The 25,340-nt window shown below is 55.4% G+C and carries 24 protein-coding genes and 1 other RNA gene; 15 read left to right on the forward strand and 10 right to left on the reverse strand.

Annotated features, from left to right (window positions below; all coding sequences use genetic code 11):
• Positions 1–57: 57 nt before the first annotated feature.
• On the reverse strand, positions 58–489 hold the full coding sequence (locus M8T91_RS04915; protein WP_301417385.1) for a nuclear transport factor 2 family protein: 432 nt from the start codon (positions 487–489) through the stop codon (positions 58–60).
• Between the two features lie 13 nt (positions 490–502).
• On the reverse strand, positions 503–1,645 hold the full coding sequence (locus M8T91_RS04920) for a S1C family serine protease (RefSeq protein WP_301417387.1): 1,143 nt from the start codon (positions 1,643–1,645) through the stop codon (positions 503–505).
• Between the two features lie 301 nt (positions 1,646–1,946).
• Between M8T91_RS04920 and sat the strand changes: the two genes are divergently transcribed.
• Entirely contained in the window at positions 1,947–3,137 is a 1,191-nt protein-coding gene (gene sat, locus M8T91_RS04925; protein WP_301417389.1) for a sulfate adenylyltransferase, read from the forward strand.
• An 85-nt stretch (positions 3,138–3,222) separates the two neighbouring features.
• Here the strand turns inward: sat and M8T91_RS04930 are convergent, their stop codons facing one another.
• On the reverse strand, positions 3,223–3,663 hold the full coding sequence (locus M8T91_RS04930; RefSeq protein ID WP_301417391.1) for a Z-ring associated ZapG family protein: 441 nt from the start codon (positions 3,661–3,663) through the stop codon (positions 3,223–3,225).
• Positions 3,664–4,044: 381 nt separating this feature from the next.
• Between M8T91_RS04930 and zapE the strand changes: the two genes are divergently transcribed.
• The 9 genes from zapE (at position 4,045) to M8T91_RS04975 (ending at position 12,433) form a co-directional block, all read left to right on the forward strand.
• On the forward strand, positions 4,045–5,169 hold the full coding sequence (gene zapE / locus M8T91_RS04935) for a cell division protein ZapE (protein WP_301417393.1): 1,125 nt from the start codon (positions 4,045–4,047) through the stop codon (positions 5,167–5,169).
• 121 nt (positions 5,170–5,290) lie between these two features.
• Positions 5,291–5,719: a 50S ribosomal protein L13 gene (gene rplM / locus M8T91_RS04940; protein WP_301417395.1), complete on the forward strand. Its 429-nt coding sequence runs from the start codon at positions 5,291–5,293 to the stop codon at positions 5,717–5,719.
• Positions 5,720–5,734: 15 nt separating this feature from the next.
• The gene (rpsI, locus tag M8T91_RS04945; protein WP_301417397.1) at positions 5,735–6,127 is read left to right on the forward strand and encodes a 30S ribosomal protein S9; all 393 of its coding nucleotides are present in this window, start codon (positions 5,735–5,737) and stop codon (positions 6,125–6,127) included.
• Positions 6,128–6,423: 296 nt separating this feature from the next.
• On the forward strand, positions 6,424–7,023 hold the full coding sequence (petA, locus tag M8T91_RS04950; RefSeq protein ID WP_301417399.1) for a ubiquinol-cytochrome c reductase iron-sulfur subunit: 600 nt from the start codon (positions 6,424–6,426) through the stop codon (positions 7,021–7,023).
• The gene (locus M8T91_RS04955) at positions 7,020–9,221 is read left to right on the forward strand and encodes a ubiquinol-cytochrome c reductase (protein ID WP_301417401.1); all 2,202 of its coding nucleotides are present in this window, start codon (positions 7,020–7,022) and stop codon (positions 9,219–9,221) included. Before petA ends, M8T91_RS04955 begins: the two co-directional genes overlap by 4 nt.
• Positions 9,222–9,327: 106 nt before the next feature.
• Positions 9,328–9,954, forward strand: coding sequence for a glutathione S-transferase N-terminal domain-containing protein (locus M8T91_RS04960; protein WP_301417403.1), 627 nt, complete (start codon positions 9,328–9,330; stop codon positions 9,952–9,954).
• Positions 9,955–9,981: 27 nt separating this feature from the next.
• Complete coding sequence (locus M8T91_RS04965) at positions 9,982–10,377, forward strand: ClpXP protease specificity-enhancing factor (protein WP_301419016.1); 396 nt, start codon at positions 9,982–9,984, stop codon at positions 10,375–10,377.
• A gap of 138 nt (positions 10,378–10,515) precedes the next feature.
• The gene (locus M8T91_RS04970) at positions 10,516–11,736 is read left to right on the forward strand and encodes a GGDEF domain-containing protein (RefSeq protein ID WP_301417405.1); all 1,221 of its coding nucleotides are present in this window, start codon (positions 10,516–10,518) and stop codon (positions 11,734–11,736) included.
• A gap of 73 nt (positions 11,737–11,809) precedes the next feature.
• Positions 11,810–12,433, forward strand: a complete 624-nt coding sequence (locus tag M8T91_RS04975; protein ID WP_301417407.1) for a Yip1 family protein — start codon at positions 11,810–11,812, stop codon at positions 12,431–12,433.
• A 32-nt stretch (positions 12,434–12,465) separates the two neighbouring features.
• Here the strand turns inward: M8T91_RS04975 and M8T91_RS04980 are convergent, their stop codons facing one another.
• A complete protein-coding gene (locus M8T91_RS04980; RefSeq protein WP_301417409.1) occupies positions 12,466–14,385 on the reverse strand; it encodes a M48 family metallopeptidase in 1,920 nt (639 codons plus the stop codon).
• 3 nt (positions 14,386–14,388) lie between these two features.
• Positions 14,389–14,985 (reverse strand): LemA family protein, encoded by a 597-nt coding sequence (locus M8T91_RS04985; RefSeq protein WP_301419018.1) that lies wholly within the window; start codon positions 14,983–14,985, stop codon positions 14,389–14,391.
• A gap of 184 nt (positions 14,986–15,169) precedes the next feature.
• On the opposite strand from M8T91_RS04985, the gene M8T91_RS04990 reads away from it, so the two are divergent.
• Entirely contained in the window at positions 15,170–16,360 is a 1,191-nt protein-coding gene (locus M8T91_RS04990) for an acetyl-CoA C-acyltransferase (protein WP_301417411.1), read from the forward strand.
• 107 nt (positions 16,361–16,467) lie between these two features.
• On the opposite strand, the gene M8T91_RS04995 is transcribed toward M8T91_RS04990, so the two are convergent.
• From M8T91_RS04995 to M8T91_RS05010, 4 genes are all read right to left on the reverse strand, one after another.
• A complete protein-coding gene (locus M8T91_RS04995) occupies positions 16,468–17,058 on the reverse strand; it encodes a BON domain-containing protein (RefSeq protein ID WP_301417413.1) in 591 nt (196 codons plus the stop codon).
• Between the two features lie 3 nt (positions 17,059–17,061).
• A complete protein-coding gene (locus M8T91_RS05000; protein ID WP_301419020.1) occupies positions 17,062–17,652 on the reverse strand; it encodes an SIS domain-containing protein in 591 nt (196 codons plus the stop codon).
• 63 nt (positions 17,653–17,715) lie between these two features.
• Complete coding sequence (locus M8T91_RS05005; protein ID WP_301417415.1) at positions 17,716–18,036, reverse strand: YraN family protein; 321 nt, start codon at positions 18,034–18,036, stop codon at positions 17,716–17,718.
• A 50-nt stretch (positions 18,037–18,086) separates the two neighbouring features.
• Complete coding sequence (locus M8T91_RS05010; RefSeq protein WP_301417417.1) at positions 18,087–19,964, reverse strand: penicillin-binding protein activator; 1,878 nt, start codon at positions 19,962–19,964, stop codon at positions 18,087–18,089.
• Positions 19,965–20,003: 39 nt separating this feature from the next.
• Here M8T91_RS05010 and rsmI point away from each other — a divergent pair, with 39 nt between their 5' ends.
• The 3 genes from rsmI (at position 20,004) to M8T91_RS05025 (ending at position 21,928) form a co-directional block, all read left to right on the forward strand.
• A complete protein-coding gene (gene rsmI / locus M8T91_RS05015; protein WP_301417419.1) occupies positions 20,004–20,858 on the forward strand; it encodes a 16S rRNA (cytidine(1402)-2'-O)-methyltransferase in 855 nt (284 codons plus the stop codon).
• 58 nt (positions 20,859–20,916) lie between these two features.
• An RNA gene (rnpB, locus tag M8T91_RS05020) (RNase P RNA component class A) lies at positions 20,917–21,270 on the forward strand.
• Positions 21,271–21,610: 340 nt separating this feature from the next.
• A complete protein-coding gene (locus M8T91_RS05025; protein WP_301417421.1) occupies positions 21,611–21,928 on the forward strand; it encodes a BolA family protein in 318 nt (105 codons plus the stop codon).
• 106 nt (positions 21,929–22,034) lie between these two features.
• Here the strand turns inward: M8T91_RS05025 and M8T91_RS05030 are convergent, their stop codons facing one another.
• Positions 22,035–22,772, reverse strand: coding sequence for a TIGR04219 family outer membrane beta-barrel protein (locus M8T91_RS05030; protein ID WP_301417423.1), 738 nt, complete (start codon positions 22,770–22,772; stop codon positions 22,035–22,037).
• A 953-nt stretch (positions 22,773–23,725) separates the two neighbouring features.
• Between M8T91_RS05030 and M8T91_RS05035 the strand changes: the two genes are divergently transcribed.
• Positions 23,726–25,267, forward strand: coding sequence for a sigma 54-interacting transcriptional regulator (locus tag M8T91_RS05035; RefSeq protein ID WP_301417425.1), 1,542 nt, complete (start codon positions 23,726–23,728; stop codon positions 25,265–25,267).
• Positions 25,268–25,340 lie beyond the last annotated feature (73 nt).

The following is a 25,340-nucleotide window of genomic DNA, read 5'->3' on the forward strand; positions in this document are numbered from 1 at the left end:
TGCCGAGTCAACAGCGCTTTTTTCCCTGTATGGGTATTACATTGAGCCCGGGCTGACTCAGTCAATGTGCGGAATTTTTGTCGCCTGCCAGGCAAGTGCGCGCCACTCGCCTTGTTGTTTGACAAAGGTTCCGGTGTTGAAATAGTGATTGGCTTCCCCGCTGGTACTGTCATCAGCCAGCAACTTGAATGCCACAATGGCGGTATCTCCCAGCAGTCGGATATCAATGTCTTCAGCGGTGTAACGCACGGATGCCGGCTCACTGCCTGGGTTTTCCAATCCCTGCATAATCTGGTGCTTACCGAATCGCTTGCCAGCTGAGCTGGTATAGATCAGGTCTTTGGCCCAAAAGCGGCGGTGGACTTCCGCATTGCTGGCGGCATTATTGAGAAAGTGAATAAGAAGCTGCTTCAGTTTCTCCTGATCGCCAGCTTGGGTCGGAGCGGTGGCCAGTACCAGAAGCAAGGCCAGGGATAGTGCGCGCATCATAAAATCTCAGTGGTTAATCTGTGGCGGTGGATGGCTTGGGTTTGACTGAGACTGTTGCTTCCACGGTATGCGCGGAACCGTCGCGGACAAAGGTGATGGATACGGTATCGCCAGGCCGCAAGGTTGCCATTGTCGCCTCGCCCTGCTTGCCATCGCCGATTGGGAGGCCATCAATATGTGTAATGACATCCCCCGGCTTGAGCCCTGCAGTGTGGGCGGGGCCTTCATTGTAGATGGCCGTGACCATGACCCCCCCCGCTGAGCTCAGGTTGAACTCCCTGGCCATCTGCGGGCTGATGGCACTGGCCTCTATGCCAAGCCAACCGGGCACCACCCGACCGTAAGCAATAATGTCCTGCATCACCTTAAAGGCGATGTTGGCGGGGATGGCGAAACTGATGCCTCCTGAGTACCCGGATTGGTTGAGAATTGAGGTATTGATCCCCAGCAGGCGTCCCTGTGAGTCAACCAGGGCGCCGCCGGAGTTGCCGGGGTTTACCGCGGCATCCGTTTGTAGGAAATTCTGCAAATACCCACCTCTGCCAGAGTTCTCCAGATGGCGTCCCTTGGCGCTGATGATCCCCTGAGTCACTGTCTGGCCAACTCCAAAGGGATTGCCTATCGCCAGAACGATATCCCCCACCTGAGCGGCTTCGGGTTTCCCGACGGCGATTGAGGTGAGATCGGTGAGTTCAATCTTCAAGACCGCCAGGTCGAAATCTGCGTCGCTGCCCACTAGCCGCGCCTGTGCCTCCCGGCCATCTGCCAGCAGGATTACAATGGCGTCGGCCTGGTCGACCACATGGTGATTGGTGAGGATATAGCCTGTATCGCTGACAATGACACCAGAGCCCAGGTTGGATTGCATCCGCTCCCGCTGGGGTACATTCATATTATCGAACAGCCGGCGGAACAGGGGATCGCTAAAAAGGGGATGCCGCCGCTGTGGCACGGCTGTACGGGTATAGATATTGACGACGGCGGGGCCGGCGAGATTCACTGCGCGGGCGTAAGATACGGGGCCTTGCCTGTCTTCCATTGCAGGGGAGGGCGCGCTGCCGCGCAATTGCGGAAAGACAACCAGTAGCAGGGCTGCTATGGCAACGCCTACCAGCGCGGGTAGGGCCCAGTCCCATATAAAGCGATTTTGCGACACTCTCGACTCCTCCTTGCGCCGATTATACACACGTCTTCATGAGGATTCGCAGGGAATCGGACGCGGTTGTTCCGGGGAAGCCGTTCGGCGACAGGCGGTACACGATGGCCTGGCATACCATTCTTGGAATTTGGTGCCGCGGAAATTCTGTTCTGTTGCTCATCTACAGCACAGTGTTGCTCACCCTGTAGTGTGCGGAAATTTTTGTATGTGTGTGGCATTGGTGTGCCTGAATGGATGCGTATAATGGCCGGTCGAAAATTTGAGATTAACCGGTAACTTTTGTTTTTGGAGACCAGACATGTCCCTAGTTCGTCCCCACGGCAGTGTTGAGCTGCAGCCGCGTTTTGTCTATGACAGTGAGCGGCATCACCGGTTAATGCATGAAGCGGAATCTTTGCCCTCTATCGTGGTGAGTTCTGCTGCCGCCGCCAATGCCGTGATGCTGGGCGCGGGTTACTTTAATCCTCTGCACGGCTATATGAATCTCGCAGATGCCCTGAGTGTGGCGGAGACACTGCGCACGGTGGATGGCCTGTTCTGGCCGGTGCCCATATTAAATCTCGTAGAGGATATCAGCGCGATTGAAGGGGCCTCCCGCATTGCATTGCGCGACCCGAATGTCGAAGGAAACCCGGTGTTGGCAGTGATGGATGTGGAGGCCATTGAAACCCTATCCAGCGAGCAAGTGAGCCTTATGGCCAAACAAGTTTTTGGTACCCTGGATAAGCAGCATCCCGGCGTAGCGACTTTTCAGTCAACGGGCCGCAAGCTGGTTTCCGGCCCCATTGAGGTGCTCAACTTCAGCTATTTCCAAAATGATTTTCCGGATACTTTTCGAACCGCGGTTGAAATCCGCAATGAATTTACTGAGCGTGGCTGGAACCGGGTTGTCGCTTTCCAGACCCGCAATCCCATGCATCGCGCCCACGAGGAACTGTGCAAAATGGCTCTGGAGGGTGTGGGAGCAGATGGTGTCCTGATTCACATGCTGCTGGGGCAGTTAAAACCGGGGGATATTCCCGCACCAGTGCGCGATGCCTCTATCCGCAAGATGGTGGAATTATACTTCCCGGCCAATACGGTGATGGTGACTGGTTACGGCTTTGATATGCTCTATGCGGGCCCGCGCGAGGCAGTACTGCATGCAGTATTTCGTCAGAACTGCGGCTGCAGCCACCTGATTGTCGGTCGTGATCACGCAGGTGTAGGTGACTACTACGGGGCCTTTGATGCACAGACTATCTTTGATGAGCAAGTACCCGATGGTGCCCTTGAGATCGAGATTTTCCGAGCTGACCATACAGCCTACTCAAAGAAGTTGAATAAAGTTGTAATGATGCGCGATGTGCCGGATCATACCAGAGAGGATTTTATTCTTCTGTCCGGCACAAAAGTACGCGAAATGCTTGGTGGCGGTATTGCGCCTCCGCCGGAATTCTCCCGCCCGGAAGTGGCTAAAATCCTGATGGATTACTACCAAAGCCTGTAAGGGCAGAAACAAAAAAGGCGGATCGTCCCCGCCTTTTTTGTTTGCAGTTCAGGCCACTCCACTCCTGTTCCTGGCGTGGGAACTCTCAGCTTCCGGCATGGGCCTCTTTGTCCAGGCCGTAGTCCTCGGCCAGGGTCCCTTTGGTGCCCGGTTCTTTCGGCGCCCAATCCCGGGGTGGCTCCATATCCTTCAGTTGACTATCGTCATTTTGCAGCTTGCCGCTGCCGGCTTCGAGCATTTGCCGCCCGATATCCTGATTGGAGAGGCGCAGGGCGCTATTGGCCAGGTATTCGTGAACGTCCCTGTAGCTCTCAGTGAGGTTGTGAACCAGTTGGGCGGTCTGGTCAAAGTGCTCGTTGACCTGGAGTTGGAAATCCCGCAATTTGTCGTTGGCTTCTTGCAGGCGCTGCTCCAGTTCCTGAGAGCGCTCTCCACTGGTACGCCCGCGGACTGTCAGGAATGCCAGAAAGGCGCCCAGTATCAAGCCGAGGATGCCAACTAGAATTAATACCGATGTAGAGTGCACTGACTACCTCCTCAACTTTCCGTATAGGCACCGGCGATCCGAGTTTGATATTGCAACGGTCGCCATCGGGTTGGTACTTCGCTCCATGACTTGGGCGATGTTCCCAAAGGCAACCCCCAACTCCATGTGAACGGGTCCAGTATACGTGATTATTCACCCGACAATTAGACTGCTTGGCCAAAGTCGGCACAAAGGTCAGCCGCCACTCCCGGATTACTGCCAATTTCTGCCCAAGTGGGTGGGGTAGGGGATTGGGCAGCTGCTATTGAACTGGGGAGAGCCGGTATCATTCCGGCTTGTGGGTGTCGGTACCTAGGCGGTTTCGCAGGGTATTTGTTAGAGTGCGCGCCGATAAACCCGTTGTTGAAGACCTTTTTCCCTATGTTGTCTGCCAGACCATCTTTAGCTTCCCCTATTGAGCGTTACGAAAGTGATTTGCAGCGCCCGGATTTTACCCTGGATCTATCCCAGCGGGCCGCGGTGCAGGCGTTGCAGGATTTGTACCTGCGCTTGGTTGCCCGGGCCGAGCGGGGTGCTATTGCCCGCCTGGTGTCGCGCCTGAGCGGAAATGCGGCGGTGCCGGAAACGGGGCTCTACCTCTGGGGCGGGGTCGGTCGGGGCAAGACGTATTTGATGGATGCTTTTTTTGAATCTCTGCCATTTGCACAGAAACAGCGTACGCACTTCCACCGCTTTATGCGCCAGGTGCACAGAGAGTTGAAAGAGTATACAGGGGAGAAGAACCCCCTGGACAAGGTGGCTGACAAGATTGCCCGCCGGGTGCGGGTGTTATGCTTTGACGAATTCTTTGTGTCCGATATTGCCGATGCCATGATCCTGGCGGGTTTGCTAGAGGCGCTGTTTAGTCGGGGAGTGTCTCTGGTAGCCACTTCCAATATTGAGCCTGAAGGGCTTTACAAGGATGGCTTGCAAAGAGTGCGGTTTTTGCCGGCCATCGATTTGCTTCAGTGCAACACCAAGGTGGTCAATGTTGATGGCGGTATCGACTACCGCTTGCGCACCCTGGAAATACTGGAACTCTACCACACACCTTTGGGCAGGGCGGCAGAGGACAGCCTGGCCTATAGCTTTGCGCAGTTGAGTGTGGATGGCTGTGAAGTGCGCAGCAATGTGCAATTGCAGGTGGAGGGGCGGCCCATTCTGGCCCTGAAAGTGGCGGATGATGTCGCTTGGTTTAACTTTGCCGACTTGTGTGATGGCCCCCGCTCCCAGAATGACTATATAGAACTGGCGCGGGAGTTTCAGACCATACTGCTGGCGGCGGTTCCCAGGTTTGATGCGCGAATGGATGCCCAGGCAAGGCGTTTTATTCACTTGATCGATGAACTCTATGATCGCTGCGTCAAGCTGGTGGTCTCTGCCGAGGTGCCGGCTGAGCAGCTATACGGTGGACATCACCTGTGCTTTGAGTTTGAACGCGCGGTCAGCCGGTTGCTCGAAATGCGCTCCCGCGAATACCTGGAGCGTGCACACAGACCTGGATAAGGCCGGTGAGGGCGGTTGGCTCAGGATGAAAATGGCTTGAAATGCCAACACGCCTTTTGTACTATCCGCGCTCTTTTGTGGGACGGCCCCCAATCCAGGGGCACATACAGGTGTTTATAACATGAAGACTTACAGTGCCAAGCCAGAAGCGGTAAAGCGCGACTGGTACATTGTTGACGCTGCGGACAAGACTCTCGGCCGTATTTCTGCCGAGATCGCCCACCGCCTGCGCGGCAAGCACAAGCCTGAATATACGCCCCACGTGGACACTGGCGATTACATCATCGTGATCAACGCCGAAAAGGTCCGCGTGACCGGCAACAAGGCCATAGACAAGATCTACCATAGTCATTCCGGCTACCCTGGTGGCCTCAAGTCCATCAGCTTTGAGAAGTTGATTGAGAAGGCCCCTGAGCGCACGATTCAAAGCGCCGTTAAAGGCATGCTGCCGAAGGGCCCGCTGGGCCGCGCCATGTTCAGGAAGTTGAAAGTGTACAGTGGCAGTGTACATCCACATGCGGCTCAACAGCCGATTGAACTGGCGATCTAAACGGGAATAATTCTGATGGCAACTACTCAATACTATGGTACCGGTCGCCGCAAGACCTCCACCGCCCGCGTGTTTGTCGTGCCTGGAGAGGGAAAGATCACCGTGAATGGTCGGGCCCTGGACGAATATTTCGGTCGTGAAGTGGCTCGTATGATCGTGCGCCAACCGCTGGAAAAAGTCGATATGGCAGAAAAATTTGACATCAATGTCACGGTAAAAGGCGGTGGTTCCTTTGGCCAGGCGGGTGCTATCCGCCACGGCCTGACCCGTGCTCTGATGCAGTACGACGAGGCGCTGCGCCAGCCGCTGCGCAGCGCAGGCTACGTGACCCGTGACGCCCGCGAAGTAGAGCGTAAAAAGGTGGGTCTGCGCAAAGCGCGCAAGAAGCCACAGTTCTCCAAGCGTTAATTTTTGGGCCCGGCATCTGCCGGGCTTTTTTTATTCCGCAGTTTGCCTGTCGCGCGTATCTTGACGGATTTTGCTTGGCTTGTCGCAGTTTCACTGCGCGATTTCCGGTGCCTCCATGTCTTTGCCTTGTATCAAAATGGCATTTTCTTTAACATTGCGCGGATTTGTATCCGCTTGATTTGTGGGGTTTATTCGCGCAGGCAATAAGCCGGGGCGGGACTGCTTTCAAGACTTTTTGAGTTTGGGCCAGCGCTTCCCCTGTGTATCCGGGATCGCTGTGATGGGAGAATTAGGTCATGAGTGATGACGGTGTAAATGCAGGACGGCGCCGTTTTTTGACCGCTGCCACCTCAGTTGTCGGTGGTGCGGGTGTGGTTGGGGTCGCTGTCCCTTTTGTCGCCTCCTGGAATCCGAGTGCCAAGGCAAAAGCTGCGGGTGCTCCAGTTAAATACAATATCAACAAGCTGGAACCGGGCCAGATGGTGACTGTTGAGTGGCGGGGCCAGCCGGTATTTGTGGTGCGCAGAACCACCGAGGCACTGCAGAACCTGGAAAAAGTGGTGCCGCTGCTGCGTGACCCGGACTCAGAAGAATCCATCCAACCGGCGTATGTCAATCCGGAAAACCGCGCTATCAAGCCGCATTTGCTGGTTTTGGTTGGCCTGTGTACCCATTTGGGCTGTGCCCCCATTTACCGGCCTGAAGTTGGTGCCACTGATCTCGGTGGCAGCGAGTGGCTCGGTGGCTTCTTTTGCCCCTGCCACGGTTCCAAGTACGATATGGCCGGCCGTGTGTATAAGGGTGTGCCCGCACCGACCAACCTGGTGGTACCAGCGTATTCCTATGAGAGCGATGACGTCATCGTAATCGGCGTAGACCAGGAGGATGCCGCATGAAATGGCTGGCAAATTTCGGTGACTGGGTGGATCAGCGCCTGCCGATTTACCAAGCGTGGGACAGGCATATGGGCAAGTACTACGCGCCCAAAAATTTTAACCTGTGGTATTTCTTTGGGGTTTTTTCCCTAATCGTACTGGTCAATCAGTTACTGACCGGTATCTGGCTGGTCATGAGCTACAACCCCTCTGCTGAGGGCGCCTTCGCCTCCGTCGAGTACATTATGCGTGATGTGGACTGGGGTTGGCTGATCCGATATCTGCACTCCACCGGTGCCTCTGCATTCTTTGTGGTGGTGTATCTGCATATGTTTCGCGGTTTGATGTATGGTTCCTACAAGCCACCGCGGGAACTGGTGTGGATCTTCGGGATGTGTATCTATCTGGTGCTGATGGCTGAGGCATTTATGGGCTATGTATTGCCCTGGGGCCAGATGTCCTACTGGGGAGCCCAGGTGATCGTATCCCTGTTTGGTGCGATACCGGGTATTGGTGAGAGTCTGGTAGAGTGGATCCGGGGGGATTACCTGATCTCCGGTATTACCCTGACCCGCTTTTTCTCCCTGCATGTGATTGCACTGCCGTTAGTGCTGGTACTGTTGGTTGTGCTGCACATCCTTGCGCTGCACGAAGTGGGTTCCAATAACCCCGATGGGATTGAGATCAAGAAAAACAAGGACGAGCGGGGCATTCCCAAAGATGGTATCCCCTTCCACCCTTACTACTCTGTTCACGACCTAGTGGGTATCGCGGTCTTTCTGTTTATCTTTGCTACCGTGGTGTTCTTCTTCCCGGAGATGGGAGGCTTCTTTCTAGAGCATGCCAACTTTGAGGAAGCCAACCCGCTGAAGACACCACCGCATATCGCGCCAGTCTGGTACTTTACCCCTTTCTACGCTGTACTGCGGGCAGTGACCATGGATATCGGGCCGCTGACGGCAAAGTTCCTTGGTCTAGTGGCAATGGGTGCTGCGATTGCCGTCCTGTTTGTACTGCCGTGGCTGGATAAAAGCCCGGTGCGCTCGATCCGTTACAAGGGCTGGCTGCCGAAAGCGCTGTTGCTGGTATTTGTTGCCGTATTTATTATCCTCGGCTACCTGGGTGTTAAGTCCCCGACACCTGCACGCAACTTTCTGGCGCAAGTGGGTACCCTGTTCTATTTTGCCTTCTTCCTGACCATGCCGGTTTGGACCAATCCCAAAGTGCGCAAAGGCATGGGTTCCTGGATTGTGAGTATTGTTTTTGGTGTGCTGTTCCTTTGGATGGCCGTTGAAAACTATACCGCGAGTACCTTTGTCGCTATTGTGACTGTACTGCTTGCTCTGTTCTTCGCTGCATTGCCCTGGATTGCCAGTCGCGATGAGGTGTATCCGGAGCCGGAGCGTGTCACCAGCCCCTCTGGTGGCAAGACATTCGCAATCCTGTTTATGGGTTTGATCGTGGTGGGCCTGTTGACGGTGGTTCCCATCAAGGCAGTGGGTGCCGAATCAAACATTGAATTGGACCCTATCAACATCGACTTGCAGGACAAGCCGTCGCTGCAGCGCGGTGCCAAGTACTTTGTCAACTACTGCATGGGCTGCCACAGTGCCGATTACTCTCGCTGGGAACGGGTGGGCACCGATCTGGATATCCCCACTGAGCTGATGTTGCAGAACCTGGTTCTGGGTAATGATAAGATCGGTAGCCTGATGCAGATTGCCATGCGTCCGGATGACTCCAAGGTATGGTTTGGTGCCACACCGCCCGATCTGACACTGGTAGCCCGCTCCCGCTCCCCGGAATGGCTCTACACTTACCTCCGCAGTTTCTACCGGGATGACAGTCGTGCAACCGGAGTGAATAACAAGGTCTTCCCCAGCGTGGCCATGCCCCACGTATTGCTTGAGCTGCAGGGGCTTCAGGAGTGTGCCCCCGGGCCAAAGCGCGACCACGGCAAGATCGTGCGCGATGAGCTGGGCAATCCGATAATGGATGCCGATTGTGGTAGCCTACAGGTGGGCAAGATCAAGGGTTCCATGAGCCCTGAAGAGTTTGACCAGGCCATGTATGACCTGGTGAACTTTATGGAATACATTGCCGAGCCGATGGCAGAGGAGCGCAAGCGAATCGGTTTTTACGTGTTGGCGTTTATTGTTGTCTTTTTTGTGTTCGCCTGGTTGCTGAACCGGGAATACTGGAAAGACGTACACCACTGAGGTTCGCCAGTAACTGTTTGACGGGTGGTGGAATTGCTGCGCTGCCCTTTTATCTTTTGATTACAGGCCGGCGCTCGCTGGCCGACAAGTTTGAGGTAGTTTGACTATGGGTGTGCCTACCAACAAGCGCTCCTCTATGACCTTCTTTTCCGACGGCCAGAGCCATTACAGCCACCGGGTACGCATTGTGCTTGCCGAAAAAGGGGTGTCTGTGGATATCATAGATGTGAGTGCAGACGATAAACCTGCCGAACTCGCTGACCTCAACCCCTACAACTCCCTGCCCACTCTGGTGGATCGGGATCTGGTGCTGTTTGAAACCAAGGTGATGATGGAGTATCTGGACGAGCGTTTCCCGCACCCGCCGCTGCTGCCGGTTTACCCGGTTGCCCGCGCACAGAGCCGCCAGATTATGTATCGCATCGAACGCGACTGGTGTCCGCTGGTTGACAAGGTTCTCGCCGGTGGGAAAGATGCCCCTGCGGCACGCAAAGAACTGCGCGACAGCCTGGCTGGTATAGCGCCGATGTTTGACGACTTGCCGTATTTCTTCAATGAGGAGTTTTCACTGGTGGACTGCTGCATGGCACCGCTGCTGTGGCGCTTGGAACAATTTGAAATCAGTCTGCCCAACACCAAGCAGGTAAAACCGCTGCTGGACTATATGGACCGTCTGTTTGCCCGTGATGCCTTCCAGCAGAGTCTCACCGAATACGAACGGGAAATGCGCTGAGGACAGTTTGGTGTGAGTAAGTCGGCTATGACATCCAACCGCCCCTATATTCTGCGGGCATTCTATCAGTGGATAACCGATAACCGCTGCACACCCTATATCCTAGTTGACACCCACCTGGCTGGCGTGCTGGTGCCCCAGCAACATGTCAATGACGATGGTCAGATTGTGCTGAATATTTCTGAGAGCGCGGCTGCCAGCCTGACTATGGATAACTATGCCATCCGCTTCAGTGCCCGTTTCAGCGGTGTACCCACCGATATACAAGTACCGGTAGGAGCGGTAGTTGGTATTTATGCCCGCGAGAACGGTCAGGGGATGGTGTTTGAGGCAGAGGAAACTCCCGAGCCACCTGAACCCACACCACCCACCAGCCTGGGGAAAAAATCGATGAAGAAACCGGCCCTGCGGGTTGTGAAATAACAGAATCACGGGTTCAAAGTGCCGCATAAGCGCTCCTTTTATTGATAACAATGTGTTCTTCTTTTGTGCGGTGAGTCCGTGCATACGCTGCTGCAAGCTGCGTATAATGGCCTGTTATTTTTCCAACGCTGACTTGTCATGCCGTCGTATCTGCAGTGGCTGCGTTTTTTCTGGCTGCCCGGGCTGATTCTGATACTGCCCTTCGCACACTATCTTCCCTGGCTGGATCTCGGACCTCTGTACAATAAACAGTTGCCATTTTTTCTGTTGGGCGCTGCGCTGGTACTCAGTGTTCTATACCGTTCCAGCCGGGTTGCACTCGCCGCCGGGCTTTTCTTGCTCTTGTATGCTGCCACCAGCCTTGGGCTTCTACCGGAGGGAGCGCAAGGATTGCCTCTGTATCTGGCGTTGATGGCACTCAACCTGATGCTGATTGCCTGTGCCCGGGATCGCGGTGCCCTGAGCCTTATTGCGCTTGCTTGGTTGTTAGTACTGATTGCGCAGGGAATGGCTCTCTTTTTATTACAGGAGTGTTGCGGCCCCCTTTCCCGTCAGTTTGTGCTGGAAAACCTGCCTGTCTGGGTATCTGAGGACAGGGATGCGTCTGTGATATTACCACTGCTGGTCTGTGTCGCGGCAGCTGTGGGCGCGTCTCTTTTGTTCATCCTGTTCCCCGGCCCCACAGTGGCGGGACTGTTTAGTTGTACCCTGCTTCTGGGCTACGGAATTTGGACCGGGTTGCCACTGGTGCCTATTGCATCTGCGGCCGGTTTGCTCCTGATCCTCTCTTTACTGGGAGCCGGATATGAATTTGCTTTTCGCGATGCGCTGACCGGGCTGTTGTCGCGTCGTGCCTTTTACTACCATATGCTGGCGCCGGGTCGCCACTACAGCCTGGCGATGATTGATATTGACCATTTTAAAAAGCTCAATGACCGGTTTGGCCACCAGACCGGAGACCAGGTGCTGCGCATGGTGGCAGGCCTGATCAACCGACACACCACCGGGCGGACATTCCGTTTTGGCGGTGAAGAGTTCGCGGTGGTGATACCCGGCCGGGACCGCATGGGCGCCGAAAAAGCATTGGGGCACTTGTGTGGGAAAATCGCTGCTTACCCCATGCGGTTACGAGCCGCTGGCCGCCTTCGGGATCGCATGATTCCAGGCCGAAGCGGCCAACGGATCAAGGTCACGGTCAGTATTGGTCTGGCCCATCGCGAAAAATCCTTGAAGAAGCCAGATGCGGTCTTGAAAGCAGCAGATCTGGCCCTGTACAAGGCCAAGCGCAGCGGTCGCAATCGCCTGTGCGTTCACGTTGAGGCGAGAGATCAATCAACAAAGTGTAAAAGTGGCACTTAATTTCTTGTTTGTATTGGTGAATACGCTGGCCCCCCCCGATACTGCAAAACAGGATAAAGCAGGGAGATTCGACGTGCGATTACTCAGTCACACAATCGGAATCCTCACCAATCCGGAAAAGGCCTGGAAAGCCATCCGAGCGGATCGACATTCATTCTTTCTGGTATTCGTGACCCATGTACCCTTCCTCGCCCTGATACCTACGGTTGCCGGTTATTTCGGTGTCACCCGAGTGGGATTCCAGGTGGGAGGGCACTTGGCCAGACTGACGCCGGAGAGCGCTGCAGTATTGTCTGTGGTCACCTATTTTGCCCTGCTGGCCGGGGTTTATTGTCTGGGAGAGTTTATTAATTGGATGGCCAGATCCTATGGTGTTGAAGGGGATGAGCCCACCCGGCACTATGAAGGGACGGCACTTGCGGTATTTATCACAACGCCAATTTTTTTCGCCAGTATTGTGGTGCTTTACCCGCACCCGTGGCTGACTATGGCTGCAGTGGGCATCGCCGGTGTCTATTCCATCTACCTGGTTTTTGCCGGGATTCCGATTTTGATGAATATGAATAAGGAGCGGGCCTTCCTCTACGCCTGTGCCGTGCTGACTGTGGCCCTGGTCATGATGGTGACCGTGCTGATCACTTCGGTAATTTTATGGAGCATAGGTATTGGTCCTGTTTACCAGCATCATACCCCGTGACGGGAAAACCAGTTGGGCATATGCCGGTTTGTTTATCGGGAAGAGGCTCTCTCCGGGTTGCTAGACAACAGTGGAGGAATTGGACAGTCCAGGCTGTCGGCTACCGCACGCAGCAGCTCAATCTCCTCGGCTTTAACCACCCCGTTATGGTTCAGGGTACACACCATCGCCTTGAGCAGCGTAGGCTTTTCCAGCGGCTTCATTTGCCCCGCAATAGCGATGGCCTTATCCAGGCGTGGTAGATTGATGTCCTTTTTGCTTGGCAGTGGCGTAACTTCCAGCGCCATTGCCTTGAGCCCTTGTTCGTAGGCGCGTTTCGCCGGTAAATACTGATTGTTGCCAGAATGGGCAATGGCCGCGAGAAGAAAGCGGGCCGCATCCTGACTGGCTCCCTTTTTCCTGGAGCGGCGCTGTAGGTCGGGGGTATCCTCCAGGGCGTGTACCAGCACCCGATACAGTGCCCATTCCCAGACTTCGATTTTTCCGTCACTGTGCAGCAGTTTGATCAGATTTCTCTTGAAAATTTGATATTGCTGAGGAACCAAAGCCCTCAGGGCAGGGACGCAGAGGTCCAGCAGCGCCAGGCGCACCGTATTGGGCAGGGGCTGCAGTTGTGGTTCCAGTTGTTGCATTTCTCGCACAACAGCGGGGTGGGCGATTTTTTTCAGCAGCTGACGTTGAGCCTGCTGTTCGTCAGCATCCTCGTGTAGCAACAGGAGGTAGACCAGAGCCCGCGCAGCAAAAGGGTCGTGGGCTGCCTGCTGGATACCGGCGGAAATGGTCTGCAGCAGCCGCTGGCCGAACTGCACCTGCTGTTGGTTAGGGTTGGCAATACTGTTGTTCACGGCCTCCAAGGTGACCTGAAACGGTGCCGATTGAACATTGCCCGATCGCTGTGCGGGGTTTGGTGTGGGTGTGAGTGATGATAAAGCGGCACTACCTGTACTTGAATTGGTGTAAAGGCCGTTCCAGTCGGGATCGAGGCGCAAGATACGATCTACCAGCGGTGGATGGGTGGCGAAGAGGGTGAACAGCGAAGGCTTCATACCGCTGGCAAAAAACAAATGGCTGTACTCGGCTGCCTTGCCATTACTCAGTGCAGAGCCGGCGCTGGACCCACCGATTTTTTTCAGGGCGCTGGCAAGGCCGGAATTGTCGCGGGTAAATTGCACCGCCGAGGCATCTGCGAGGAATTCCCGCTGGCGGCTGAGTGCGGATTTGATCAGGTTCCCCAAAAAGGTTCCGGTATAACCCGCGATCATCAGAGTGGCACCGAACCCAGCCAGGACGGCGCGACCGCGATTGCCTCTACTGCTGGGGTAAATGCCGCGTACAAGCCAAAAACCGAGCAAACCAATGACCAGAATACCGTTCAAAAGGCCCACGATACGGATATTCAGACGCATATCACCGTTGAGAATATGGCTGAACTCGTGTGCAGCAACGCCCTGTAGTTCATCCCGGTTGAGTTTTTCTATACAGCCGCGGGTGAGGCCGATCACCGCGTCTGTGGGGTTATAACCTGCGGCAAAGGCGTTAATGGCATCCTCTTCGATCAGATAGACATCCGGCACCGGAGTGCCCGAGGCAATGGCCATCTCCTCCACCACATTCAGGGCGCGTCGTTCACAGGCATTTTGTGGAGCAATATTGAGCTTGCGACCACCCAGTGATTCCGCCACCGCACTGCCGCCGGCACTGAGTTGGCGCAGCTTGTACAGGCTGCCGAGGGCCACAATGGCAGCAATGGTCAGGGCGATGCCAAGAATGGTCTGCCACCCCAGCACCTGTTCGATATCTGCCAGTGAGAAAGCCTGGCCGCGGGACAGTGATACCGCCGCCGCGGTGGCGAGTGTGGTAAGGCCGACCAGCAGGGCCACTGCCAGGGTGAATAATCCAACCAGCAAGCCACTGTTACGCCTGGCGCGATTTTGGTACTCGAAGAAGTTCATTGCTCAAAATTCAATGCGGGGCGCTGTCTGAATGACCTCGGTATCGGCAAATTCCAACAGGCGGCCGTCGGCGCGATGGCCAAAGAATGCGGCCAGCAAAACCGGGGGAAAGTGCTGCTTGTAGATGTTGTAACTGGTTACGCAATCGTTGAAAGCCTGGCGGGCGAACGCAACCTTGTTTTCGGTACTGCCCAGTTCCTCGGTAAGCGCCATCATATTGTGGTTGGCTTTCAGATCGGGGTAGGCCTCCATGACTGCGCTGAAACGCCCCAGGGCGTCAGTCAGGGTGCTCTCGGCTCGGCCAAGGTTGTCGATGGCACTGGCACTCGACGGGTTGGACGCCGCTGTTTTGAGATCATTGATGGCAGAATTGCGTGCGCTGGTTACGGCGTCGAGAGTTTCCCGCTCATGTTTCAGATAACCTCTGGCGGTTTCCACAAGGTTGGGAATCAGGTCGTGGCGCCGTTTCAGTTGTACCTCAATCTGGGCAAAGGCGTTCTCATTGCGGTTTTTGAGGGAAACCAGCCTGTTGTAGATGCCGACAATATAAAACAACAGTGCGGCAGCGATGACCAGCGTGATGAAGCCTGTTATTTCCATGGGCCCTACCACCATTTTTCTTCTCTGTATGGCGCCGATAATAGCATGCCCCTCAGCTTCGGGCAGGGAGGGTTGTTGCCCACTTTCTGGCAAAGCAGCCCACTGCTTCGGCTATAATGCCGCGACATTAGCAACCCGTGCCGCCACAAACAGGGGTGTCGGCACAGAATGTGGAGCAGACAGAATGAGTGACATAACTTCAGACCCCGTAGTGATCGCCGGGATGGCGCGCACACCAATGGGCACCATGCAAGGTAGCCTGTCGGCACTGAGTGCCCCGCAATTGGGTGCAGCTGCCATTCGCGCAGCCCTCGAGGATGCAGGTGTGGCGCCCGCGGATGTGGATGAGGTTCTGATGGGTTGCGTGCTTCCGGCGGGTGTCGGGCAGGCGCCGGCGCGCCAGGCTTCGTTGGGCGCGGGAATTCCTGACAGCACGCCCTGTACCACCGTCAATAAGGTCTGTGGTTCCGGTATGAAGACCGTGATGATGGCGCGAGATGCCTTACTGCTGGGTGAGGGCAAGGTCATTGTTGCCGGTGGTATGGAAAGCATGAGCAATGCACCCTATCTGCTGGCAAAGGCCCGCGCCGGCATGCGCCTGGGGCACGGAGAAGTGAAGGACTCCATGTTTCTCGACGGCCTGGAAAATGCCGAGGATGGGAAGCTGATGGGCACCTTCGCCGAGAGTACCGCCGACAAGTACGGTTTTACCCGTGAGGAGCAGGATGCCTTTGCCATGGAATCCCTGGCGCGCGCCCAGGCGGCGATAGAAAAGGGGGACTTCACTCGTGAAATTGCCCCTGTGACGATTACCACGCGCCGTACGGAGGTGAAGGTGGGCGTGGATGAAGCTCCAGGCAGTGCCCGTCCCGACAAGATTCCCCAATTGAAGCCCGCTTTTCGCAAAGATGGCACAGTCACAGCAGCCAACGCCAGCTCTATCTCCGATGGCGCTGCGGCCCTGGTACTGATGCGCAGGAGTGAAGCGGACAGGCGTGGTCTCAAGGTACTGGCGATTTTGAAAGGCCAGGCCCAGTTTGCCCGCGAGCCGGAGTGGTTTACCACCGCCCCTGTGGGCGCTCTGCACAAACTGCTGGAAAACACGGGCTGGTCAGCAGTCGATGTTGACCTGTTTGAGATCAATGAGGCTTTTGCGGTGGTGACCATGGCGGCCATGCGGGAATTGGACCTGCCCTGGGAAAAGGTCAACGTGAATGGTGGTGCCTGCGCCCTGGGCCATCCACTGGGTGCCAGCGGTGCCCGTATCCTGATCACCCTCTTGGCAGCAATGGAAAAGCGCGATGCCAAGAAGGGCATTGCCAGCCTGTGCATCGGCGGCGGCGAGGCCACCGCAGTGGCCATTGAGCGGGTCTAATCTGCACCGCTGATGCTATCTTGCCGATCAAAACGGAAGCTGGGGCTTCCGTTTTGATCCGATGCCAATACCCGGTGAATTTTTTTCTGTCCGGGACCGATGCGGAGCTAGTTGATGTACTCTACCGCTTTCACCACTTTTTGCACCCCACCGATCGAACGGGTCACATCTGCCGCGCGCTCGGCTTCCGCCTGGGTCAACAGTCCCATCAGGTAAACCACCCCATTTTCTGTAACCACCTTGATGCGCCCGCTGTCAATTTCCTTATTGGTGAGCAGGTTGGTTTTCACTTTGGTCGTTAACCAGGCATCGTTGGTGGTGGCGAGCAGGCTGACTTTGCCGCGGACCTGGGTTTCATTGTACACCTGGCGCACATTCTGTACCTGCCCCGCAGTACGCCCAGCGAGCAGGCGCAACTCCTGATCGGGAATTTGCCCGGTAAGTAGTACCACCCCATTGAAAGAAGTGACACCAATATCTGCGGCTTTCAGGTCCGGATGTGCCTTATTGATATTCACCTTGACGATCGTCTCGATTCTCTGGTCATCAATATAGGTGCCCAGTGAGCGCTTGCCGGGGTCCTGTTGGATAGGGCCGTCATGTGTGGCCTCCAGCACGGTACTGCACCCGGCAAGTAGAAAAAGTGCAGAAACCATCACTAAAAGGCGTTTTTGCAAGGATCGCTGTCTATTTTTCATGGTTTAGTCCTCATAGCCACCGAACAGGCTGCTGTCGATTAAGTCGGAGAGGCAAAATATCGTCAGCAGGTGTACTTGATGTACCTCAGCCGAGACCTCAGAAGGCACGCGCAGTTCAATATCGTGTGTATTCAACAGGCTTGCGCAGTCGCCACCATCACCACCGGTAAGGGCCAGTATACCCATATCGCGGTCCTGCGCAGCGCGCATGGCCTGTACCAGGTTGGGATCGCGGCCGTGGCTGGTGATAATGACGAGCAGGTCACCTGGCTGGCCCAGGGCACGCACGGGGCGGGCAAAGGTATCGGCAGGGCCATGGTTTTCCGCGACAGCACCCATAGAGACTCCATCGCTGTTCAGGGCCATTGCCGGTAGGCCGGGGCGTTCGCGCTGGAAGCCCCCGGTAAGCTGCGAACTGAAACTCTGCGCAAGGGCACCGCTGACACCATTGCCACAGAGCAGCACTTTGCTCTCAGCCAGCAGTGTGTGTACTACCATCTGGCTGGCTTCCGCGATCAGCGGTGCCAGTATTTCACCGGCGTTCATGGTGGCTTCCAGGCTGTGGTGAAAAAGGGTTACGACTCGCTGTTCCATTGTGTCCTTAATTCGGGCGAAGTGTTGTTCGCCACTTTCTGTCACGGTAACTCTCGGTGCTGCTCAGGCTTCAAAGGCATTCTTGATCCACTGGATGTTTTGCGCATTGCCGTCTATGGCAAGGACATCAAAGCGACAGGGACAGTCCAGTTTGTGTTCTTGTAGAAAGCCGCAGGCGGTGGCAAGCAGCTTCTGCTGCTTGCGCGCATCCACGCTGGCACCCGCACCACCGAAGTGATCACTGCGGCGAAAGCGGACTTCTACAAACACTACAGTATCACTGTCCCGGGCGATAAGGTCTATTTCTCCGAAGCGGCTGCGGTAGTTGCGCTCGATGACAGCCAATCCCGCGCGCTGCAAGTAGCGTGTGGCTTTGTCTTCCATCCGTGTGCCGACAGTGTCACTGGTGTGCTTACAAATTTCGCTGTCCTCGTCTATTGGCCGCTTTCCCGCAATGCGGGAAGCGATTCCACAGTGGTAATCGGCACCGGCACTCCCTTTTCAACCTGCGCCCAGGTCTGCTCGCGCAGGATACGGCCATCTGCGCTCAGGCTGAGGGCGCCGGTGAGGCCATACAGCTTGTACCGGGGAAACTGGCGCAGTAGGGGGAGGCGTGGGTAGAGGCGGAAAGCATCGGCGCCAAGGGCGTAGAGGCGGGCAAAGGCCGGTGCCGGATCAGTCTGCAGTTCGATATCCCGCTTGGTCTGGTTGTTTTCAAACAGCCAGGGCAGAGCGGTAAAGCGAATGCCGTTGATGTCTCTATCGGGGTGGTTGTTGCCCACAAACACCTGGGAGGTGGCATACACCGGCAGATCCCCAGCGTAATAGTAAGTCAGCATGGGGTTGATCTGGCGCGCCTGTTGGGGGAGCGCCGCCAGAAATACCATGTCCACATCGTCGCGGCGGCGTGGAGTGAATGCCAGAGGTGCAGACAGGCGGCCTTGCAGTGCTTTCTTGCGCGCCTCACTGGCGGGGATTAATAGGGCATCACTGACCAGGTTGGAGAATTTGCTGTTGGGGGAGAACGTTTTACTGACGGCGACAGTTCCGCCGAGTTGCTGCCACTCTTCCTGAAAGGCCTGCGCACCGCGCTGCCCCCAGCTGCTGTCTGCCGCGAGTACCATCGCCTGGCGGTGCCCTTGGTGATAGGTGTGTCGGGCGATTTGGCGTGCCTCGTCCTCCACAGCCAAGCCGAACTGTACCAGGTCTTCGCTGATGCGCCCCCGATCGCCATAGTTCAGGGCCAGGGTGGGTACCGGCAGCTTCTCTGTGGCCAGCAGGTTGGCTACCTTACTTTTGTCCAGGGGGCCGATAATCACTTTGGCTCCGGCGTTCACGGCGTTCTGGTAGATTTCTTCGAAAGGCTGCTCACTTCCGGTGTCGTACACCATTACGCTGGGGGTAGCAGCACCGGCATTCAGAGCGGTGTAGTGTGCCGCCATAAAGCCGTCCCGGATAGCGCGCCCGGCGCTGCCGAGGGGGCCTGAGAGCGGAAGCAGCAAAGCAATGCTGTCCACTCGCTGGCCTGCCAGGCGCTCCAGCAGCTGCAGGGCTTCTGGGGGGTGGATACTCGCAGGATGTGTCGGCCAGCGTTCGCGCCAACGCTTGAGGGCAACCAGTTGTGAACTGATGTCGGTCTGGGTATCGCGGCCCAACAGAGCGAGCTGGTACCAGCCGCGCATCTGGGGATCGCTGCTACCAGCGGCGCGCGTCTGCAGTTCGCTGGAGGGCAGTTGAGTCAGTAGCTGCCAAAGGCCGTTGTTGTTCTGCGTGATTGCCTCGTCGGTTTGCGCCAGAAAAGCAATCTCCCTGCGCTCAATGATGGCGTTGTCCAGATTGCCCAAAAGACCCCACAGGTCTGCGCGCAAGCTGCGTAGGGGCAGTGCCGTCGATTGCGGCAATCGGGGCCAAACTGTGTCCAGGCGCGGCGAGGTTGCCAGTGTGAGAGCCTCAAAGAAATCGTCACTGTCGACGAGCAGATTGCCGTAAACCTGTGCATAGCTGGCATAGAGAGTGTCATCCAGTTGCGCGGGAATAATGCCGACCACAGCTTCCCTGGCTGTCTCATTATCCCCCAACTCGCGTAGAATGGCGGCCGCTTGCAGGCGCTGCTGGTCCCTTGCGGGAGCGGGCAATGCCTCCGCACTGTGCAACAGATGCACGGCATCATTGTGGCTGATTGAGTGGCTCGGGGGGTAGGACGGCCGGTATACCCCCGATCGCGGGGCTGGGGTCTGGCAAGCAGCCAGCACCAGTGCGACAGCTGCCATACTGGCGATCACAGTAGAGGTGCGCCTGGAAGAGGCGGACATAATCTTCTCCCGCAATAATGATATTTGGAGTGAACACCTATGGGGCCTGAATTGGGGCTGCTTTATATTGTCGCTACACCCATTGGCAATTTGGCCGATATGGTACCGCGAGCTGTCGAAGTTCTACAATGTGCCGATCTGGTTGCCGCTGAGGACACACGTCACAGTCAGAAACTCTTATCCCATTTCAATATCGATTCTCCGCTGTTGGCATATCATGAACATACCGATGCCAGGCGCACTGGGCAGATACTACAGCGCTTGGAGCAGGGGCTGACGGTGGCGCTGATCTCGGATGCAGGTACCCCGCTGATTTCCGATCCGGGCTATCGATTGGTGCGCACAGCGCGCGAGCGAGGCATTCGCGTGGTACCAATTCCCGGTGCCTGCGCTTTCATTGCGGCCCTGAGTGCCGCTGGCCTGCCCAGCGACCGCTTCAGTTTCGAGGGGTTTTTACCCGCTAAGGGTGGTGCGCGGGAACGGGCGCTGCGGGAGTTGGCACGGGATACCCGCACCCTGATTTTCTACGAGGCGCCCCATCGGGTGGCCGATACCCTCGAGGCTATGGCTGCGGTTTTTGGGGGAGAGCGCGAGGCGGTGATTGCCCGCGAGGTCAGCAAAGCCTTTGAGACCTTCCAATTGATGCCACTGCGCCAATTGGCCAGTTGGGTGCGTGCAGACAGCAATCAGCAGCGCGGAGAGATAGTAGTACTGGTGCGTGGTAACGAGCGTCGTTGTGAGAGCGCGCTTGATGATGAAGCACAACGGGTCATGTCCCTTCTGCTGGCTGAATTACCCCCGAAAAAAGCCGCCGCTGTGGCAGCGGAAATCACCGGGGTGCCCAAAAAGGTACTGTACAACTGGAGCCTGTTGCGAAAAAAAGAGGGCGATTGATAGTCCCCTGCGGGATAAGCCTGTTGCAATCTGCCAGACGTCTCATTACTCTTCACGGCGAGCTGGCCGGGCAATCGCCATCGCCTTGTGCGGTGGAGGAAAGTCCGGGCTCCATAGGGTGGAACGCCAGGTAACGCCTGGGGGGCGCGAGCCTACGGAAAGTGCAGCAGAGAGTAGACCGCCGATGGCTCCCTCGGGAGCACAGGTAAGGGTGAAAGGGTGCGGTAAGAGCGCACCGCGCAGCTGGCAACAGCCTGTGGCATGGTAAACCCCGTTCGGAGCAAGACCAAATAGGCCCTCTACAGGTGTGACCCGCACTGAGGGTGGGTAGGTCGCTTGAGGTGTCTGGTGACAGGCATCCCAGATGAATGATTGTCCTCGACAGAACCCGGCTTACAGGCCAGCTCGTTTGTCCTATCGCTTGCCTACCGCGGTAGCTTGTTGGCGCGCTGCGGCCCGGTTGGGGCGTGTATCATTTAACCACTGTTGCACACATACACTTTTGCCATAGTCCATCATCGGTACTCGTGTATCCCTCTAATGCTCTGATCTGATACGAAACAGAGATAGATGTATGTCGGGTCATCCCATGATGGTGAATAATCGCTGTGCAGCCCCTGGTATGAGTGCGAATTCAACTCCTTCTATTAGGTGGCCACGCGTGAGTTGGTGATAGGGGTTGCTTAATACGAGATTTCGGCCAAACAACCATAGGTACCTTGTCACAATAGAGTAACCGGTTGAGAGTTTCTATGTCCCTTGCGAAACAGATCGAAGAAAAACTTACGGCGAGTTTTGCCCCAGAATACATTGACGTCCAGTGCGAAAGCCATATGCACAATGTGCCGGAGGGATCGGAAATGCACTTTCGAGTGGTCCTGGTCAGTGAGGCTTTTCACTCACTGGGAAAAGTGCAGCGGCACCAGGCAGTCTATTCTGTCCTTGGCGAGGAAATGGCTGGTCCTATCCATGCACTTGCCTTGCATGTCTATGCGCCGGATGAATGGGAAGGTGAAGCCCCTGTAAGCCCCGAATGCCAGGGGGGCGGAAAAAATAAAGGGCAAATGTAGCCCCGTACACTGCAGGCAATGCCACACACTATTGCATCAATATCTAAGCGCGATTGTTATACCGCGCTTGGCACTTTCGCGTCAGGCAGGAAGTCGGAGGATTTGGCTACAAATGCAGGTTGAGGCCAATATAGGGACCTTTGATGTCAATATCGCTCTGCAGATCGTCCAGTTCTTCCAGGTCCAGGCTCATTACCCGGTAGCCGGCCTCGAAAGCCAGGTCCAATACCGGTACAAAATTCCAACGTACCTTGGCGGTCAAGTCGGTGTGGGTGTCGCCGCGATAGGCGGTGCCGTTACCCTGGGCAATCAAAGACCAGCCGGTAAATGGCAGATCGAAGCGCGCCATGGCATAGACCATGGGCAGATAACCGGTAAGATCGACGGTTTCTGACTGGGTTTCACTGACAGCAGTAAATTCACCACTGTACCTGCGCGCAGTCAGGCCCAGGTCCAGATTGACCCAATTGTCCAGCACCTCGTAGTAAAAGGTGGCATCGGTGTGGCTGAGATTTAGATTGGTGTTGATTTCGGAGCCCACTGCGAAGGTTTCGTCATCAAAAGTGACAGCGCTTATCAGATGGGCGCTGCCATCGGTGTCAATGTTGCTGTGGGCGAGCAGCACATTGGGTACCAGTGGAATTGGGTGTTCCAGGGCGGCCTGAAAGGTGGTGATGTTGTCCTCACTAAGGGAGAGGTTGTCCAGATCATAGTTATCGCTACCGATAGCACCGGTATACCCCGGTAGCCAAACGCCGGCGGTGGCATCAATGCCGAGAATCGTATCTGCGCTGGCGGCGTTAAAGGCGAATAGGGCGCACAGGGTAATGGCGGATTTGTTCATGGATTTTCTCTGTGATGAATTCGCCGAGGAGTGTACAGATAAACCGCTTCATTGCCATTATAGGCCGCACATTTTTTTACATTTCTTTTTGCGTGGATTAGCATAGAAAGCGATTTGGGCCAGTGACATCTCCGTCGACAGTCTGTTCGGGCTTTACTCTCCTCCAGGTCCGGGCAGTTCCGGAAATAGTTCCGCTAAGTCTATCCAAGTGAATTTCAATGCCTTTGATGTGTAGTATTACAATTGATGCTGTGCATACTCCTGAACGGTTATACAGAGTGTCTGGTAGACAGTATTGATCACACCCAATGGATGCTGATGATACTCTCTACTCCAAATTTGAAACCCCCAAATGTAATAAGGATGCAACTTTCAAATCCTGCCAACAGTGTGCGGGCCATCTGGTTCCAAAACAAAAGTACGAGCGCACTGGGCAAAGGGCTGCGGCTTGATGGATGGATATTGGGTGGTGTTACCATATAACTGCAACAACTATTTCCTTTGGTAGAGAGAGGGAGCGAGCTGGAATCCCATCAGGTTTTTTTCACTGTATGCAAGATATATTGTGTATTTTTTTATTAAGTGCCAACGTGACAGGCCAAAATCCAACACTCTGGCACACCCGGTCAAAGCAAGTATCCTGTGCGAAGGTTCGAGAGCAGTGTGCATCGCAGATCCACTGCTTGAGTAGTGCACTTCTATAGGGAGGCATGAATCGAGGTACGAAAGTACTATATTGCAATCATATATTTTGTGGCGAGTACGATAGGACAACACTCAGCCCCACAATCCGCATTTTGCATGATTCATGAACCAGCAATATTCTTTGGGTTGAATGCCTAGCTATGGCTATTTTTACACCATCAAATAGTATTTGGAATGATGCTGCTTGGAAGGCTATGGCAATTCCATCATAATCCCCTGGCAATGATTCTACGCAAGAGCCCAGAAACATGTCGTGTGAGGAGGGAAAAAGTGATCTATTGGAGGACACCCTGAATGCCTCCAATCACTTCCAGTTTGAAGATGCGCTACGGCTTGCCACTTTCACCATTATTTGGCATCCAAAGCGTCATCGTATTGGTGCCAGTGCCCACTTGCTGTGGGATCAGGCCGGTAAATTTGAATTATCTCGCTGGACTCCCCGGTTTCAACATGGCGATAACTGCGAGTATCCCCTGGATGATCGCCGTATTTCTCGCAGTCCGGTATTATTCAGGAAAGTGTCGCAAGGAATTGTGATTCACCCTCCCAACACCGACATGCCTGTACAAATCGGTGCGATGCAAATTGAGAATCCCATTACCCTGGAAGAGGAAGCGCTGGAAGAAGGCGTTGTTTTCTGCTTGGGGCGTCGGATCACCCTCTGTCTCCACTGGGCCCCACCCCGATGTCCAGAATCGCACAAGCTTGGACTGGTCGGAAGTGGTCACCAGTTGCAGCGGATAGGAAAGCAAATTCGCAAAGCGGCGCAAATCAATGCCAGCGTACTCATTCGCGGTGAAAGTGGAACCGGTAAGGAACTGGTGGCACACGCAATTCATGATCTGAGCAGCCGGTGTGGGCGATCAATGGTCTGTGTGAATATGGCTACGCTGGGTGGTGAACTGGCAGTGGCAGAGCTTTTCGGTGTGCGTCAGGGCGCCTACACCGGTGCTCGTGCGAATCGACCGGGCCTGATTGGTGAGGCGCATGGATCAACATTATTTATGGACGAAATTGGTGATGCCCAGCCACCCGTACAGGCAATGCTGCTGCGGGTTTTAGAGAGTGGTACACTGCGGGCTTTGGGTGACAGCCGTGAACGCAATGTCGACGTGCGCTTTATCGCTGCCACTGACCGGCCCCTTGAGGCTGGCTCTGCGCCGTCTTTTAGCCAGCCACTTCGGCGGCGCCTGGAGGCAGTGTGTATCCAACTTCCACCTCTGCGTCGGCGGCGCGAAGACTTCGGAGAATTGTTACTCAAATTTCTTGTTGAGGCCGAATGTGAACTGGAGCAGGTTATTCACCTCCCTGCGGATCTCGTTTGCATTCTCGCAACCCGGTCCTGGCCCGGTAATGTGCGTGAGTTAAAAAACTTCGTCACCCGATTGACTTTATATATACAGCCAGATGGAACTCTTCTCTTGGGAGAGGACCTGGCCGAATATTTGCAGCAGGAGGTTACGACTGAAATTAAGCCCGCCATTGCAGCTACTCGCTTTCCCGCCCGCTACCGTGACCCTGCCACGGTATCGGAGTCCGATCTTTTGCAAGCGCTCAACACCAGTGGCTGGCGGATTATGCCTGCCGCCCGTACCTTGGGCATTTCACGTACCTCCATGTATGCACTACTCAAACACAGTACAGAAATTAGATTCGCAGATGCAATAGCCAAGGAAGAAATTCAGCAGGTTATGCAGGAGGGTTCGGATCTGGATGCTTGGGCTGAACAATTGAAAACTCCACGGGAGGGGCTGAAAAGACGCCTGAACGCCCTGGCTCTAAAAAGGTGACAAGCTGAAGAACCTGGCTTGGCGTGCCTGCCTGATTCAATGCTGTCACAATAATGCGAAGCTATTATAAGAT

The sequence above is a fragment of the Microbulbifer sp. MI-G genome, assembly GCF_030440425.1.
Classification (GTDB): domain Bacteria; phylum Pseudomonadota; class Gammaproteobacteria; order Pseudomonadales; family Cellvibrionaceae; genus Microbulbifer; species Microbulbifer spongiae.

What these genes read in the sequence shown, in the direction of transcription:
- M8T91_RS04915 (WP_301417385.1), bottom strand. Translation starts at nt 489, where the DNA reads ATGATGCGCGCACTATCCCTGGCCTTGCTTCTGGTACTGGCCACCGCT.
- sat (WP_301417389.1), top strand. Translation starts at nt 1,947, where the DNA reads ATGTCCCTAGTTCGTCCCCACGGCAGTGTTGAGCTGCAGCCGCGTTTT.
- zapE (WP_301417393.1), top strand. Translation starts at nt 4,045, where the DNA reads ATGTTGTCTGCCAGACCATCTTTAGCTTCCCCTATTGAGCGTTACGAA.
- rplM (WP_301417395.1), top strand. Translation starts at nt 5,291, where the DNA reads ATGAAGACTTACAGTGCCAAGCCAGAAGCGGTAAAGCGCGACTGGTAC.
- rpsI (WP_301417397.1), top strand. Translation starts at nt 5,735, where the DNA reads ATGGCAACTACTCAATACTATGGTACCGGTCGCCGCAAGACCTCCACC.
- petA (WP_301417399.1), top strand. Translation starts at nt 6,424, where the DNA reads ATGAGTGATGACGGTGTAAATGCAGGACGGCGCCGTTTTTTGACCGCT.
- M8T91_RS04955 (WP_301417401.1), top strand. Translation starts at nt 7,020, where the DNA reads ATGAAATGGCTGGCAAATTTCGGTGACTGGGTGGATCAGCGCCTGCCG.
- M8T91_RS04960 (WP_301417403.1), top strand. Translation starts at nt 9,328, where the DNA reads ATGGGTGTGCCTACCAACAAGCGCTCCTCTATGACCTTCTTTTCCGAC.
- M8T91_RS04965 (WP_301419016.1), top strand. Translation starts at nt 9,982, where the DNA reads ATGACATCCAACCGCCCCTATATTCTGCGGGCATTCTATCAGTGGATA.
- M8T91_RS04970 (WP_301417405.1), top strand. Translation starts at nt 10,516, where the DNA reads ATGCCGTCGTATCTGCAGTGGCTGCGTTTTTTCTGGCTGCCCGGGCTG.
- M8T91_RS04980 (WP_301417409.1), bottom strand. Translation starts at nt 14,385, where the DNA reads ATGAACTTCTTCGAGTACCAAAATCGCGCCAGGCGTAACAGTGGCTTG.
- M8T91_RS04985 (WP_301419018.1), bottom strand. Translation starts at nt 14,985, where the DNA reads ATGGAAATAACAGGCTTCATCACGCTGGTCATCGCTGCCGCACTGTTG.
- M8T91_RS04990 (WP_301417411.1), top strand. Translation starts at nt 15,170, where the DNA reads ATGAGTGACATAACTTCAGACCCCGTAGTGATCGCCGGGATGGCGCGC.
- M8T91_RS04995 (WP_301417413.1), bottom strand. Translation starts at nt 17,058, where the DNA reads ATGAAAAATAGACAGCGATCCTTGCAAAAACGCCTTTTAGTGATGGTT.
- M8T91_RS05000 (WP_301419020.1), bottom strand. Translation starts at nt 17,652, where the DNA reads ATGGAACAGCGAGTCGTAACCCTTTTTCACCACAGCCTGGAAGCCACC.
- M8T91_RS05005 (WP_301417415.1), bottom strand. Translation starts at nt 18,036, where the DNA reads ATGGAAGACAAAGCCACACGCTACTTGCAGCGCGCGGGATTGGCTGTC.
- M8T91_RS05010 (WP_301417417.1), bottom strand. Translation starts at nt 19,964, where the DNA reads ATGTCCGCCTCTTCCAGGCGCACCTCTACTGTGATCGCCAGTATGGCA.
- rsmI (WP_301417419.1), top strand. Translation starts at nt 20,004, where the DNA reads ATGGGGCCTGAATTGGGGCTGCTTTATATTGTCGCTACACCCATTGGC.
- M8T91_RS05025 (WP_301417421.1), top strand. Translation starts at nt 21,611, where the DNA reads ATGTCCCTTGCGAAACAGATCGAAGAAAAACTTACGGCGAGTTTTGCC.
- M8T91_RS05030 (WP_301417423.1), bottom strand. Translation starts at nt 22,772, where the DNA reads ATGAACAAATCCGCCATTACCCTGTGCGCCCTATTCGCCTTTAACGCC.
- M8T91_RS05035 (WP_301417425.1), top strand. Translation starts at nt 23,726, where the DNA reads ATGTCGTGTGAGGAGGGAAAAAGTGATCTATTGGAGGACACCCTGAAT.